General features: G+C 55.9%; 14 protein-coding genes. 10 read left to right on the top strand and 4 right to left on the bottom strand.

Features of this window, described 5'->3' with window-relative positions:
• Positions 1–247: 247 nt before the first annotated feature.
• The 3 genes from ACR3FE_RS24630 to ACR3FE_RS24620 are packed head-to-tail and all read left to right on the top strand — an operon-like array spanning position 248 to position 4318.
• On the top strand, positions 248–718 hold the full coding sequence (locus ACR3FE_RS24630) for a thioredoxin family protein (protein ID WP_458210490.1): 471 nt from the start codon (positions 248–250) through the stop codon (positions 716–718).
• The gene (ccsA, locus tag ACR3FE_RS24625; protein ID WP_458210489.1) at positions 715–3102 is read left to right on the top strand and encodes a cytochrome c biogenesis protein CcsA; all 2388 of its coding nucleotides are present in this window, start codon (positions 715–717) and stop codon (positions 3100–3102) included. Before ACR3FE_RS24630 ends, ccsA begins: the two co-directional genes overlap by 4 nt.
• Before the next feature lie 19 nt (positions 3103–3121).
• Positions 3122–4318: a carboxypeptidase-like regulatory domain-containing protein gene (locus ACR3FE_RS24620; protein WP_458210488.1), complete on the top strand. Its 1197-nt coding sequence runs from the start codon at positions 3122–3124 to the stop codon at positions 4316–4318.
• Between the two features lie 75 nt (positions 4319–4393).
• Here the strand turns inward: ACR3FE_RS24620 and ACR3FE_RS24615 are convergent, their stop codons facing one another.
• The 4 genes from ACR3FE_RS24615 to ACR3FE_RS24600 are packed head-to-tail and all read right to left on the bottom strand — an operon-like array spanning position 4394 to position 6529.
• Complete coding sequence (locus tag ACR3FE_RS24615) at positions 4394–5068, bottom strand: heme exporter protein CcmB (RefSeq protein ID WP_458210487.1); 675 nt, start codon at positions 5066–5068, stop codon at positions 4394–4396.
• A gap of 2 nt (positions 5069–5070) precedes the next feature.
• Complete coding sequence (locus ACR3FE_RS24610; protein WP_458210486.1) at positions 5071–5772, bottom strand: ABC transporter ATP-binding protein; 702 nt, start codon at positions 5770–5772, stop codon at positions 5071–5073.
• A gap of 52 nt (positions 5773–5824) precedes the next feature.
• Entirely contained in the window at positions 5825–6202 is a 378-nt protein-coding gene (locus ACR3FE_RS24605) for a cytochrome c maturation protein CcmE domain-containing protein (RefSeq protein WP_458210485.1), read from the bottom strand.
• 27 nt (positions 6203–6229) lie between these two features.
• Positions 6230–6529 carry a hypothetical protein gene (locus ACR3FE_RS24600; RefSeq protein ID WP_458210484.1) on the bottom strand — a complete coding sequence of 100 codons (300 nt, stop codon included), beginning with the start codon at positions 6527–6529 and terminating at the stop codon, positions 6230–6232.
• A gap of 322 nt (positions 6530–6851) precedes the next feature.
• Here ACR3FE_RS24600 and ACR3FE_RS24595 point away from each other — a divergent pair, with 322 nt between their 5' ends.
• The 7 genes from ACR3FE_RS24595 to ACR3FE_RS24565 all read left to right on the top strand — a co-directional run bounded on the left by ACR3FE_RS24595 (position 6852) and on the right by ACR3FE_RS24565 (position 14242).
• A complete protein-coding gene (locus ACR3FE_RS24595) occupies positions 6852–7862 on the top strand; it encodes a hypothetical protein (RefSeq protein WP_458210483.1) in 1011 nt (336 codons plus the stop codon).
• 15 nt (positions 7863–7877) lie between these two features.
• Complete coding sequence (locus ACR3FE_RS24590; RefSeq protein WP_458210482.1) at positions 7878–9590, top strand: carbamoyltransferase family protein; 1713 nt, start codon at positions 7878–7880, stop codon at positions 9588–9590.
• 177 nt (positions 9591–9767) lie between these two features.
• Positions 9768–9920 carry a DUF2080 family transposase-associated protein gene (locus ACR3FE_RS24585; RefSeq protein ID WP_458210481.1) on the top strand — a complete coding sequence of 51 codons (153 nt, stop codon included), beginning with the start codon at positions 9768–9770 and terminating at the stop codon, positions 9918–9920.
• Between the two features lie 6 nt (positions 9921–9926).
• Positions 9927–11672 carry a zinc ribbon domain-containing protein gene (locus ACR3FE_RS24580; protein ID WP_458210480.1) on the top strand — a complete coding sequence of 582 codons (1746 nt, stop codon included), beginning with the start codon at positions 9927–9929 and terminating at the stop codon, positions 11670–11672.
• A gap of 227 nt (positions 11673–11899) precedes the next feature.
• On the top strand, positions 11900–12334 hold the full coding sequence (locus ACR3FE_RS24575) for a hypothetical protein (RefSeq protein ID WP_458210479.1): 435 nt from the start codon (positions 11900–11902) through the stop codon (positions 12332–12334).
• Between the two features lie 92 nt (positions 12335–12426).
• Complete coding sequence (locus ACR3FE_RS24570) at positions 12427–12750, top strand: helix-turn-helix domain-containing protein (RefSeq protein WP_458210478.1); 324 nt, start codon at positions 12427–12429, stop codon at positions 12748–12750.
• Positions 12751–12844: 94 nt separating this feature from the next.
• Complete coding sequence (locus ACR3FE_RS24565; protein ID WP_458210477.1) at positions 12845–14242, top strand: RNA-guided endonuclease TnpB family protein; 1398 nt, start codon at positions 12845–12847, stop codon at positions 14240–14242.
• The last annotated feature ends 34 nt before the right edge of the window (positions 14243–14276 follow it).

The following is a 14276-nucleotide window of genomic DNA, read 5'->3' as shown; positions in this document are numbered from 1 at the left end:
GTACATTGTTTGCAGTATTGTGTTTTCCGAGTATTGATGCAAGGATATTAAACGTTCGTGAATGGGAAACAAAGTTATAAAATTTATGGGAATTTTACGAGTGAGTCCGGTGACATGCATCACGGGTGTCGATTCTGGGTTAGGTATAGAATGGAGTGTACAACCGACTCGTCAAATCCCTTCTTGAATGTTATCCACAATAACACGCAATATTTAACCGGGGGCGTTCACAACAGCGAGTAGTCGGATGTCACCACGAAAGGTACTCACCTTGCTATTTCTGGCCGCACTGTTAGGTATCGGCTATCACTCCATGAACGCTGCTCCGGTACTGAGCGACCAGTCATATTCGTACCATGGGGGCACACAGTGGCACACTAACTTCTCCGATGCACGTGAGGTCGCCGCGGAGCAGAACAAGCCGATATTAGTCTACTTCTGGACGACGTGGTGTACGTACTGCGAGGACTACAACCAGAAGGTCTACTCGGATCCGACGGTTCGGGACAAACTCGACGAGTTCGTACTTGTTGCAGTAAACTTAGACAATAGCAGTCCAGAAGCGACGCGTTTGAAACAGCAGTACAACGCAAACTATCCGCCACAACACGTCGCGGTAACGCCGCAAGGTGAACGTCTCGTGAAGATAAATGGCTACGCCAAGAAGGAGGCGTTCATCAAGTACCTCGAACGCGCACAGCGGAGGGCCAAGCAATGACTCCCGGCCACGTCATCGTCTTCCTTGCACTCAGTGCGAGTTCTGCTGCAACACTTCTACTCGGACGTGACTACGTGCGCGATGAGGAGAAATTCGCTGAGTACGTCCCCACGCTTGTTGGGGTGACGGCTGGACTGCTGGCAACCGCACTGACGTACCTTACCTACCAGTTCGTCACGACCGACTACTCGAACGCCTATGTCTGGAACAACACGGCTGACTACCTGCCGCTGTTGTACCGATTCACGGGAGTGTATGCAGGTAATGAGGGGTCAGTATTACTGTGGGCGACACTCGCATCCGTCGTCGCCTTCTGGGCGGCGCGTGCTCGTGGCGTCACCGGTCGGGATCGGAAACTCGTGCAAGGGCTCACGATGGGTATCGTGTCGTACTTCGGAATGATGCTTGTCGTCCAAAGTCCGTTCGACACTGTCGCACAGGAGTTCCCACAGTCGGCGACCGGGTTCGTACCCACGACTGGCCGCGGACTGAATCCGTTACTTGTCGATCCGTACATGGCGATTCACCCGCCGGTCATGTTCATCTCTTACGCGCTGTTAACGGTGCCGTTTGCCATCGGCTCGGCACATTTCATCTCGTTGCTCCGTGGGCGAGGCGGATTGTTCGAAAACTGGTACGGGAGCGTCCTCCGCTGGTTGCGCGTCTCATGGCTGTTCCTGACGGCCGCCGTCGCTCTCGGTGCACTCTGGTCGTACACGGTGCTTGGATGGGGTGGCATCTGGGCGTGGGATCCCGTCGAAACTGCAATTTTCATCCCATGGCTGTTCTTGACGGCGACTCTGCACGCGGTGACGAACTACCGTCCCGACCGTAATTATACAGTTCTCGCACCTGCGATGACATCGACGGTTCTCGCGCTCGCCATCTACACCACGTCGGTCGTCCGCAGTGGCGTCTTCCGGAGTGTTCACTCATTCGCTTCGGACGGCATCGGGCTGTCTTTGCTCATGTTGATGGCTGCGACAGCCGTTCTCGGTGTCGTCGTGCCGCTCATATACTGGTTTCTGCAGACCGACGATGCCGCTGTCAGCGACGGAGAATGGGTCTCCCGTTCGAACTTGCTTCACCTCGCAGTACTCGCACTGGGGACGCTCGCATTCATTTCCATGTGGGGGCTAACGTTCCCGCTGTTGCGTGACCTCACGACCGGTATTGAAGTCGCGGTCAATCCCAAGTACTACAATTTATGGAGTTATCCGGTGGTGCTCATCGCGTTACTCCTGCTCGGATTCTACATGGACTTTGACGTCGAAGGGCGCAGACGGAGCCTCGTTGCGCTCGGCGTCTTTAGCATTGCGACCGTGATCGCGGCGTTCGTCACCCCATCGCAAGCATGGCAACTGGCGTCGGTGTCGAGCACCGATGCGATCATCTATCGCATCGTCGGTAACGCAAGCGCGCTCTCCGTGATTCCGCCAGGCATGTACGTCTGCATCACAGTCATCAAGCGAGCACTCGACCGCATCCCCGGGACACCCCGTCGATTCCAACTCAAAGAAACTGGTATCACACTCATCCACCTTGGCGTGGCGATTCTGGTAATCTCACTCGCGTTCACCTACCTCTTTACTACCCAGTCATCGGTCATCGTCCAGGACGGGCGCAACGATGTGTCCGTCCATCAGGTGCCTGACTCGGCGTATTCCGTCCAAGCCATCGATTACTCCGAAACGACGAAGCCGACGAATCCCGATCCGCGACGCGTCGCACTCTCGAGCCAGCAAGTGCTCTCGAAAGGGAACTCGTTGAACGGGTCAGTCAAAGTCGTTCACGGAACTGTGACGGCGATCAGGCGTGGACCGCGAGCGACTGTCGCACAACTCGATGACTCGGGTGTCTGGGTTGGATTAGCTGGGACGAACCGATCAGCTGCCGACCTCTCGAAGGGGCAAGAAATCGTCGCACGCGGAGCAGTCATGTGGAACTATGTCCCACAAACAGACGTCGTCGTGGTCACCGACGCGCGTAACGTCGGTCCAATCTCGAATCCGCCAGCAGCGATCGACTTGACCCGCGTCAAGATTCAATCGATGGATCTCCGCGTCTTCCGGAACGGCGAATCGGTCGCCGCTGGGGGCGTGGGCCAACGTCGCTACGTCAAACAAGGTGGCATGCAGGTGCGCGACGTGCTCATCGACCGCGGCCTCACTCACGACACGTACGTTATCGCCGCCCTCAACGACGGAACCGCGTCACTGACAGTAAAGCGCATCCCACTGATGACGCCAATTCGGGTGGGTGTCCTGCTCTTGCTCGTCGGGATGTCCCTCGTCTTCCTGTTCGACCCAGAGCATGGACTTACGGTAGAATCGCTTCGGTCGCCCACGACCGCATCACGGAACGACTCGACGACTTCTGACTGATAACGATACTGATACACGAATGAAACGCTTCGTACTCTCGCTCGTCGTCCTCCTCGCGTGCGTCTCAACGATGCCGCTCGCAGGTGGGACGGCCAACAAGACAGTTTCGGTCTCTGGAACAGTGACGGTTGCAAATGAAACGGCGAACGGTGACACGGTGACGGTGACGCCACTAGATAATAACTACCGGCGGGCCGGCAAGTCGGTGAACGTCTCCGTCTCCAATGGGTCGTTTACAGCCAACGGAGTGACAAATGCCTCGTTCTACTTCGTCCGCCTGAGCCACGACGGTCTCGCTCACTACGCGCTAACACGCGACACCAAGGGCATCTCCTTCGATCTCAGCGCGACCGTCTCCGGTCGCGTCGTGACGGAGAACGGTTCGGCTATCTCGAACGCACGGTTGTTGGTGACGAGTCCAACCGGACCGCCAGTCGGAGAGGTGAATACATCCGAGAACGGCACGTTCGATGTCGGCCCACTGCAACCGAACACGACCTATACGATTCGGATGCAGCGGGCGGGCGTCCCCTACAAGAAGACGATTACCACGGACTCGAATGCGACCGATGTGCGTTTCGTAAAACGTGAACCAACGTCGAACGACTCTGTGCTGACAGTCTCCGGCGGCACACCAGCAAGTCACGTAATACAGGTTTCTTCTCGCCAGAACGCCTCCGGGCTGCGGGTCGTCGAGACGCTCACATTGAACAACACCGGTGACCAGCCGTTCGTTGGCCCTGTACACGTCTCACTTCCAGACGGGGCGACCCCGACTGGCGCGATGTTTCGTGACCAACGGACACAGTTCACGCGACGCGGTGACGGTGTCGTCGTCAATGCAACGGTCGCCGCGAACGACACGGTTCGTATCGGCATCGCATATAACATGGACAGTCGGAGGGTTCAGAAGTCGATCGACCACGACACAGATCGTCTCGCAGTCGTCCTCCGAGGGTATAATCTCTCACGAGTGTCTCACTCTTCGAATCTCCGCCCCGGGTCAGCGCCGATTCCGATACTGACGAATGCCACGGAGCTCACATCCGGAGACCAGATTCGCATCCACGTGCCGGAAGCAGCGAGACAGTCGACGCAGACGCCAACCAATCAATCAGCCGATGGCAACAGTGGTTCTGATCTCCCAGTCGCCGTCTTAGGGCTGTCGTTCTTGAGCATCGTCGCCGGGGGAATCCTCGCTTACCGAGTCCTCTGACGCGACTCACAGCAGCACTTTCGTACGGAGAACGAAGCGAGAAAGCCGCCCTTCGGGGTCGGGGGAATTTATAATTCATCCTTCAACAACGTATTCAAACGTCATGAATCCGGTGAGAAAGAGGATACCATCGTATGCGAGTAACAGAACGATCCATGACTCGCGAACGCCACCCCCCGTGAGACCACGTGTGAGCGAAATGCCAGCCAACAACACTGGCACGACAAGTGGCACTAGCAGCATTGGCAACAACAGTTCTCGGAGCTGGGACTTCACTGTCAGTAGCGACAACACGACACCGGCAGCGGAAAAGCCGAATGACGCTGCGATTACGACGGCGACAAGCGCGGGAATCGCGGTGAGGCGCGGCGCATAGTCGAGGAACACTGCAACGAATCCAAGCGTGAGCAGTTCGACTATCGTAACGAACACTGTCGAACTTGCGACCTTCCCGACGTAGATGGCCGACCGATCGACGGGCGCGAGCAACACACCGTCGAGTGCAGCGTCTTGCTCCTCGGCGACTGCTCCCTGAATGACGCCAAATGTACCTGCGAAGACGAAGGCGACCCAAAGCGCGCCGCTCCCAATGGTTTCGAGGTCGACGAACGATTGGGCGAAACTGAACGCGAAGACGACGACAACCAATAGAGAGAACACGATAGCAGTGTTGAGGACGCGCTTCGACCGTGCCTCCACAGTTAGATCCTTCCGAGCAACTGTAGTGGCGACGCGTAGAAACGTCCGCATCGTTAGTCATCCCCCAGACCGATGGCGGTTCGATAGCGATCCAGAAACGCTGCTGACGTATCGAGGTCGTCTACTGGGATGTCGCATTGGATACTTTCGTCGAGGACGAGCGCACGGTCGCAGAACGCGAACCCGCGCTCGAAGTCGTGCGTCGCCATCACGACCGTCTCCGCGCTGACCGAATCGAGGAGGTCGTGGAAATCGGCCATCGAGCGGCGGTCGAGTCCAGCGAATGGTTCGTCTAGCAACAGCACAGCCGGGTCGTGCAACAGTGCCCGCGCGAGCGCAAGCCGTTTTCGCATCCCGTGGGAGAAGGTATCGGGGTCGCTGCTCCCATATGATGCAAGTCCAACCAGTTCTAGCATTCGCTCACAGCGGTCGGTATCGACGCCATGAAGACGAGCGTGCAGCTGAAGGTTCTCGCGCGCCGTCAACCCTTCGTAATGCATTGTCTCGTGGGAAAGGACGCCAATCTGTTGCCGAACGGCCGCCCAATCTGGCGTAAGCTCTCTGTCACCGACCACGATCCGCCCGTCCGTTGGAGTCGACAGTGTCCCGAGAATACGGAGGAGGGTCGTCTTGCCCGCGCCGTTTGGACCGAATAGGCCGACCCGTTCGCCATCCGCAACGTGAAAACTCACGTCGTGAATCGCCGTCACAGGGCCAAATCGTTTCGTCAATCCATCGACTTCGATACTGGTCATCGTTGCTGGAAATCCTTTCCCTACCCTCTGTGGCGATGGTTTACCTTCTCGACTACTGCTTCGATTTCTCTGGACGTTTGCTTCCCTCGTGAGCCCGAACGGAAAGCTTGCGCGCATCAAGTCGACCGTCTCGAAGAACGCCTTTCGCGACGACGACTCGTCCGTTCTGCATCGTCTCCGGCATCGTCTTATCGTATGTCACCAGCACGGAACTGTTATTCTCCACAACGCGAAACGTTACTTGTCCGTTTGACCGCTCGAGGTCAGCAACCCGCCCCTCTAGATTAACCCACTCGCCATTGTACTCGCCACTCTGTACGCTCGTTGGGGTGACGAACATGGTCGTCGCGTTCATCGTCGTCGCTGCGAGAACGATGAGGAGAAGAGCGATCCCGATCCCCCCGAAGAGGAGCTTGTTCTTCCGTCTCATGTGGTGGAAAAAGATGTGTGCTGCATTTCAGTGTTGACCTTCGTTCGATGCATCGATTCCCAACACCTGACACCCCGCTTCGACCATTTCACGGTCTTTACGCTCCACAGCAGTCCAAAGCGTCGCCACCGCGTCAGCAGTGATTCGCGTCGTGATTGTGTCGGCCATAGATGCAACGACTTGCCGTTGCTCAGGGGAAAAATCGTTCTGCCGAAGCTTCGCTGTCGCCTCGGCAAGTTCTCGTTTTTTCGTTTGCTCGACTTCCAAGCGAACTGACTCAACTGCCTCCAACAGTTCTGACCTCGGACATAAGTTCGCCGTCGCCATTGATAGCTTGCAGTGGGGCCGCCGATATATGTTTTTGGGAATCTATCCCAATATTGTACACACATGACGAGCTCCTGTCTTCTGTGGCCGGTTTGTTCTTACCGAAAAGGCTAATTTCTCTTTTAAATGTGCCGGGCATATTCTCGTATTGAGAGCGCTCACCCCGTATTATACTGTTTTCACACCTCGACCGAGGTAGGGATACCGACTGACTGTCACAGACCGGTATTCACAGATATTACAAGACGTACAGTTGCATTCAGCGATTGATTTCGACTTCCCAAATATGGATTCAAACGAGCGACGATCAACGCGCAGAGCTGTGTTGGGTAGTACCGCAACCATACTCTCAAGTCTCGCTGGTTGTGCGGGGCTTGACGGAGCATCAAACGAATCGACGACTGCTTCGACCACGCGAACAACAACCAGTCGCACGACGACACAGACGACAGGAACAACGTATCGCGAAACGCAGACGACAGAACGAACCAGCGAGTCGACCGAAACAACCGAGACCACTACCGAAGACAAGCCGGGATACATCGACTATCACTGGCACGGTCCGCTCTTTTTCGAAATCGACGGAAATCTCGTCAATTTCGATCGGTCGAAGTACTATCTCGATAATCTCGAAAAGCAACACCCCGAGACGGTGTACTTCCATTTCCACAAGTCTGCGCATGGGCCGAACGAGTGGAGCAATGAGAAGAAGGTCGTCACGTTCGCTCGGGGGCTGAATCTTCTGCCGGATATCTCGTATTCGCGACGCGGAGGGAGCCACGTCGTTGGATACAAAGGAACGACGTATCACGGCGGCCGCTCTGGCACTGATATCACCATCCGTGAGGGAACCGAGGATATCGACCCGACGAGCTACGAAATCGAACACGCCGACCATTTCTGGGTTAGTATCTCGACTGGTGATGAGTCAGATGGGAGTGGTGACACTCGGTCAGGGAAGATTATGTTCGACATCAACAACCGCCGGCTGGACTTCACGGCGTCGAAGTACCAGCGCGCCGGGACGAAACGGTTCCAGTTCGAAAACAGCGATCCCCCGTACTATGGCTGGACGAGTCAGGGTGATACGATCACACTCGCCGAAGTGTTCGACCAGCTCCCGGATATTTCCTACTCGAACCGTGGTGGTCACGTGATCAAGTACGCGAGTGGAGGACAGCACGGTGGAATCTACAAAGCGTCCACCGACGGGACAAAAATCAGCATCCGACAGCGAGCGACCGACATCGATCCGAAATCGTACGAACTGCAAGACGGCGACATCATCTGGGTGTACGTCCACAGCGACGCCGCTCCGGACAACGAACACTGATTTCGAAAAATCATCATGCCTGAGTACTCGCTCGCGTTCAAGCCTGCAATCGGATTGTATGGACGACACGACCCCAGTGCAGTCCTGTTCGAGGATGGTGCGGTCGTGTTTGGCATCGAAGAAGAACGGCTCACTCGTAGCAAACATGCGCCAGAGACGTTTCCAGAAGAGGCGATACGCGCCTGTCTCGACTACCGCAATCTCGACCTCCGAGATATCTCGAAGGTCATCCTCCCCTACGACCCGTCACTACAATCGAAGATTCTCGACCATTACGTGCGAGATGCAGTTCGTCTCGATGGCGTCGAGACGAAGCTCCGTCACTTGGAGTGGGTAGTGAAATCCCAGGTGCGAGGCCAGTTTTTCCCGACCAACCAGGTCGAATCGAAACTGGCCAAAATCGGAACCCCGGTTCCGCCAGTCGAGACCAAACCACACCACGCATGTCATGCTGCCAGTGCATTCCACCCCTCCGGGTTCGACGAGGCGTTAGTCCTCACGGTGGACGCCAAAGGTGAGTACGATTCGACTGTCGTCTGGCGTGGGGACGACAACGGCCTTTCGCGGATTCGAACGTACGAACACCCGAATAGTCTTGGTCTTTTCTTCGCCGTCATCACCGAGTACCTCGGGTACCGGATGTTCAATGGCGAAGGGAAAGTCATGGGTCTCGCACCGTATGGTGAGGAGAACGACGCGATCGAGACTGCACTTCGAGACCTCGTTACCTTGGGTGTCGACTACGACGTGACCAAACTGACGAAGCGATGGGGCACGGACTACGGTGTGCGAACGTTAGAAGAGACACTTGGTCGCCCACGAAACGACACGCCGGGCGAGTTCGACCAGTGGCAGAAAGACCTCGCGTACACCGCTCAGAAATTTCTCGAAGAGACTGTTCTCGACATTGCGACGACCTACGCCGATGTTATCGGGACGGCGAATATCGGAATCGCTGGTGGCGTCGCATTGAACTGCAAGATGAACAAGCAACTGATCGACGCAGCACCCATCGAGAACGTGTTCGTCCAACCGGTCGCACACGACGCCGGACTGGCACTCGGTGCGGGATGGCTCGATCAGTCGCCCACAGCGGTTCCGACGATGACGAACGTCTATCTTGGCTCCGAGTACGACTCCGAGGAAGTCGTCGATCTCCTAGAAACGAACAAAGTCGAGTACGAACGCCCAGATAATCTCCACCGCTACGTCGCCGAACATCTCGCCGATGGGGCGCTGGTGGGATGGTTTACTGGGCGGATGGAGTTGGGGCCGCGTGCACTCGGGAGTCGAAGTATCCTCGCTGACCCGCGAACCACTGCGTCCCGCGACCGGGTGAACGAGTTCGTCAAACACCGCGAAGAGTGGCGACCGTTCGCCCCGTCGATGCTCGAAGACGCAGCAGAAGAGTATCTTGAAAACGGCGAGCCAGCGCCGTTTATGATAACCGCAACTGATGTAAAACCAACGAAGCAAGACGATATCGAGGCGGTTCTCCACCCGGCAGACAGATCGACACGACCACAAACGGTTCGGGAAGAACAACATCCAGAGTATCATCGCCTTATCTCGGAGTTTGCCGATCTCACTGGTGTGCCTGTTGTCCTGAATACGTCGTTTAACGATCACGCCGAGCCGATCGTCGAGACACCAGCACAGGCACTCAAAGATTTCTATGGAATGGGACTCGACGTACTCGTACTCGAGGATGTGGTCATCGAGAAGTGACGTTCTCACACACCACATACACCAGCGTGGCCACATTGAACGAACTCTGCAAGTCCGGTCAGTCCACTACACTGTGTGCAGGGTTGCGTAACTGTTACAAAAATTGGCAGTAAACGGCAGTCCCTCAATGCAAATCGAACCCAAACACTTATTTTATACTGAGTATAAATTCAGTATATGGCTGAGTTCACGTTCAAGGGCCGAGAAGCCCTTGAGAAAGAGGCAAAACCCGTCGGCGGAGGGGCACATGTCCTCGTCCCAAAAGACTGGATTGGTGACAAAGTCGCAGTCATTCGCCTCGAACAGCAAGAAGCTGAAGAAGACGAGTAACACAACATGGCGTCCACACACCTCTCACTCCCAGTTCGTCTCTATTTCGAGGAGCGAGAGCGTCACGCTCTATTAGACGCACTCACGACTCGCGTATCGAACAAACTCATCGGGCAATACTGGACGCCTGAACACCTCACCGGAATTGACGAGTACTCGTATCAGGCGTGGAAATACTTTGACGAGAGTAAAGCGTTCGATGACACTGACCTGTACCTCCCGAGTCGGTACAAACGCTGTGTGATGCAGAAAGTCGGTGAGACGCTTCGCAGTCACGCCGACAAACGCGAAGCGTTCCGCACTATTCAAACCGTTCTTCCCGACCACAAGATTCGACGCATCCACACACGGAGGATTAAGGAACTACTCTGGGATTCAGAGGAATACCTCAAAGCGGGGTACGTGGATTCGCTTATCGGACAACTCAACTCTCATTACGACTGTCACGGACGGTATCCCGAGTCGTATTTTGACCTGCAAGCGTGTCCCGCGTACTCGAAAGGCGTCCTCCCGTATTCCGCAGACGATGGCCCCACGAGCGGACAGGTCGTGAAATACATTTACGACGAAGAAACGCAGACGCTCACAGTCAAACTCAAAACACCAGACACACTCGACCCCGAAACAAAAGGCGACTGGACATGGAACGAACACGAACTGGAAGGCTACGAAGCCTTCCACGAACTGCTCGAACACGGCAGCCTCTCCGCCCCATCGTTCCAACCAACTCGAACGAAAACCGGAAACGACTACTACGAACTCGCGTTCCCCATAGAAGTCGAACACCAAGAAAAACCAGAAGACGTTGAAACCGTCTTAGCGATTGACGGCGGTATCCGAAAAGACGCTACCGCTGTCGTCGTGAATGAAGAGGGCGAGCAACTTTCTGTCCCGTATTTCATCCAGAACACGGAGCGAGACCAGATGAAGAATCTCGCTCGGGAACGCAACCAACTCAACGCCAAACTCGCGCACCTGCGTCGAGAAGGACGCGATCACACGAACTCGTTCACACACGTCCACGCAGAGTACGAGCGAGTGAACAACAAGATCCGGCATAAACGCGAACAACTCGTCCACGACGTAGCGAACCAAGTCATCGCCCTCGCTCTCGTGTACGACGTTGACGCGATTGTTCACGAAGACCTGCGAAGCCTCTCACCTCCCCGTGGCGACGGCCAACTCTCGTGGGAACTCAGTTCGTGGGCGCGTCGAGAAATCATCTCGAAAATCGAGTACCGGGCAGACATCGCCGGACTGCACGTGGAGCAAGTGCGTCCGGGCAACACGTCTCGCTCGTGCCCTCGATGTGGCGCGACTGGCCACACCACGAAGTCGCCGGATCACTTCCACGAAGTGTGGTGGGGCGGGCACTTCCGCTGTGACAACGCTCGATGCGGCTTCCAAGCCGACCGCGACTACATTGGTGCCGTCAACGTGGCTCACGTGTTCTTTAGAGAAACGGCAACGCTGAACCACGATTTCACGTCTTCCTACACGGGAGACTTTGAAATCGTGCCAGCAAGCCGTTTCGCTGGCCCGCGTCTCGCGTTCGGTACTTCGCCTCTCGCGTTTACCGAACAGTCTAACAAGCAGGGGGTGACTGCTGGTGGCGGGTCGGCGTTTATCGCGCCCGCTGTCACCCCGACAGAGACGATAAATGATAGCAGTAAACCTGTTTCAGTGTCAAGCCCAGCGACACACAGCACCTCTCAATTCGTGAAGAGGACTGCTGTTTACTGCCGAAAATAGGAACGGTCACCAAGACGGGTGACTTTCATCTGATGGTGTCCATTGCCGAGTTTCAGGTCTAGAAAATGGTGACCGGGTCTTTATATATCGCTATTCTTGACTCAGACAATCATGATTCCCGCCGAATCAGACGGAGTCAGTTCACAATGAATGGAAACAAGGGATTCGTAGTAGAGAGAACCGCCACTTATCACACATTCAGAGAACCGATGAAAGGGTAAGAAGCGATGTCATCGAATCGACGCGCACTCATAAGAGGGATCCTCGTCAGCGGTGGCGTATTCTTGCTCTTTGGAACCGTTACCGGTCTAATCCCAAATCCACTCTACGTTCGAATGGTGCCACGAACGCCACTTGATTACCTGTTTCTGACGGTGACAGCACTTTTGGCTGGCATCTATACCGCACAGGGAGTGGCGACCGATGATGTGCCTCCCGAAGCAAAGACAGATCGGTGGGCGATTGGTGGTGCTGTCGGAGGATTTCTCGCCGTTGGCTGTCCGATTTGTAATGTCTTCCTGCTGGCGCTCTTCAGTTCGTCCGCCTTGATGACCTACTTCGACCCACTTCGGCCTGCGCTTGGAGCAATTTCGGTGGCTATCTTGGCGGGACTCATCTACATCAGACATGACCGATTCTGTCGACGTTGCGAATGTGAGTGATCGACGCTCGTACTAGACCGGTGCAGCGAACACGTCACAGTCCAAGCGATCGATCAGCAAGACTCCTACCTTCGGAAATCACTACCTATTTAATGGCGTGTAATAATGAAGTCATCGTGCATCTGCCCGGTGAACCAGATTTCGATGAAATCTTCGCGCTCCTAGCAGATGATTACGCACGAGGAATTCTCGTCGCGGCAGATCGCCAGCCGATGACTGCGAAGGCACTCAGCGAAGTATGTGACGCGTCGCTACCGACGATTTACCGCCGCGTTTCAACACTGCGGGAATACAACCTTCTCGAAGAGCGGACGGTGATCAATCCTGACGGTGGCCACGAAAACGAGTACGTGACGGCCCTCAAAGGGATGAATGTGGAACTTACACAAATTCGAGGGGAAAGCCCACGACTTTAGTCGGGGGATGAATCCGACCAAACACGACGCAAACCACCCGACATAGCCAGCCCGCAACCCAACAATTACAAAACCAAGACACGAACACGGTAGTGTGAGCGACCAGCTACAACGCACAAACGAGTACACCGCGGAACCCGATAGTGAACGGTACCGCAAGTGCTTGTTCGACTGGTTGGCCGCCCACGCCCCTTTGTGGAACCAGATTAACTACCGACGCCGACAAGCCTACTTTGGTGACGACGGCAACGTGTGGGACGCCGAGTACGCGGACTTGTACGATGAGTACGCACCATTTCTCGGCAAGGCAGCGTGCCAACAGGTCGCCCGCAAGAACGCCGAGGCATGGCGCAGCCACTTCCGCCTCCTCGACAAATACCACGACGCAGACTCCACTGTCACTGAGAAACCAAGTCCTCCCGGGTACTGGGGGAATCGGGACGACGGGTACGAATTGCACGGTCTTATCCGCAACGACTTGTACACGCTCGACTGGGATGAGGACAAGAGTACCTTAGAGTTCGGCGTCGGCGATGTCTTAGAAGACAAGTACGACTTCGCATACCACGAACGCGTCACACTCGAAGTTCGCGGTAACCCCAAGTGGGATGGTGACGACGCGCGGTTAGAACTCGTCTATGACGAAGCGGCCGGTGTGCTTCGTGTCAAGCATCCAGTTCGCATTCAGCCAGACAACGTCCAAGAACAGCGACTGGATACATTCACTCACACACTCGACTCCGAGAACACGACGCACGAGGCTGCCATCGACGTAGGCACGAACAACACCCTCGCCATCGTCACCACCACTGGGGAGACTGCGGTGTACCACGCTCGTCCAGAGTTCGACCAGTTCCATGTGTTGTCGGGGTTAATCGCTGAATTGCAATCGGTGCTTCCCGACGGAAAGTACACGAGCAAGCGTATCCAACGCGTGTACGACGAGCGGTCACAGAAGCGCGACCATAGTCGTGACGCCGCAGTGAAACACGCGGCGGAGTGGCTGCTCGCCCGCAATGTCGACACAGTGTACGTCGGTGACCTCACGGACGTGTTGGAAGCGCACTGGAACGCTACGGTGAACGAGAAAACCCACGCGTACTGGTCGCACCGACAATTAGTCGACCGCCTCGAACTCACGCTCGGCGATATCGGCATCACCGTCGAGCAAGTGAACGAGTTCGATTCGAGTAGCGAGTGCCCTGAGTGCGGGAGCGATGACGTGACCCGTGAGGGCGACTCGTTCCGGTGCCACGACTGCAAGCTAGACGCGCATAGTGACGTGGCAGGGGCGTGGAATCTACTGCAAAACGAAGTGAGGCCGATGGCGCGGCCCGCTGCCCTGTCTGCTGGACGCGACAGGGACGCACCCGTTAACGGGGCGTACTGGGAGTGGAACGGACACGACTGGACACCCGCGAGTTTTGGGGAACAGTCGAGTCCAGTTGACCAAACCAGTATCAGTGAATCCGTAAGTTCACAGCCGGGGTAACCAGTCTGGCCGGGTTGCCCACGGAGGAATCCCA

This window comes from Haladaptatus rarus (assembly GCF_054177585.1).
Note: the sequence above shows the minus strand (reverse complement) of the source record. Positions and strands in the feature narration are given on the sequence as shown.

Bases quoted from the DNA above. Each gene is read 5' to 3' on its own strand.
- ACR3FE_RS24630 (WP_458210490.1), top strand. From the start codon at position 248: ATGTCACCACGAAAGGTACTCACCTTGCTATTTCTGGCCGCACTGTTA.
- ccsA (WP_458210489.1), top strand. From the start codon at position 715: ATGACTCCCGGCCACGTCATCGTCTTCCTTGCACTCAGTGCGAGTTCT.
- ACR3FE_RS24620 (WP_458210488.1), top strand. From the start codon at position 3,122: ATGAAACGCTTCGTACTCTCGCTCGTCGTCCTCCTCGCGTGCGTCTCA.
- ACR3FE_RS24615 (WP_458210487.1), bottom strand. From the start codon at position 5,068: ATGCGGACGTTTCTACGCGTCGCCACTACAGTTGCTCGGAAGGATCTA.
- ACR3FE_RS24610 (WP_458210486.1), bottom strand. From the start codon at position 5,772: ATGACCAGTATCGAAGTCGATGGATTGACGAAACGATTTGGCCCTGTG.
- ACR3FE_RS24605 (WP_458210485.1), bottom strand. From the start codon at position 6,202: ATGAGACGGAAGAACAAGCTCCTCTTCGGGGGGATCGGGATCGCTCTT.
- ACR3FE_RS24600 (WP_458210484.1), bottom strand. From the start codon at position 6,529: ATGGCGACGGCGAACTTATGTCCGAGGTCAGAACTGTTGGAGGCAGTT.
- ACR3FE_RS24590 (WP_458210482.1), top strand. From the start codon at position 7,878: ATGCCTGAGTACTCGCTCGCGTTCAAGCCTGCAATCGGATTGTATGGA.
- ACR3FE_RS24585 (WP_458210481.1), top strand. From the start codon at position 9,768: ATGGCTGAGTTCACGTTCAAGGGCCGAGAAGCCCTTGAGAAAGAGGCA.
- ACR3FE_RS24580 (WP_458210480.1), top strand. From the start codon at position 9,927: ATGGCGTCCACACACCTCTCACTCCCAGTTCGTCTCTATTTCGAGGAG.
- ACR3FE_RS24575 (WP_458210479.1), top strand. From the start codon at position 11,900: ATGTCATCGAATCGACGCGCACTCATAAGAGGGATCCTCGTCAGCGGT.
- ACR3FE_RS24570 (WP_458210478.1), top strand. From the start codon at position 12,427: ATGGCGTGTAATAATGAAGTCATCGTGCATCTGCCCGGTGAACCAGAT.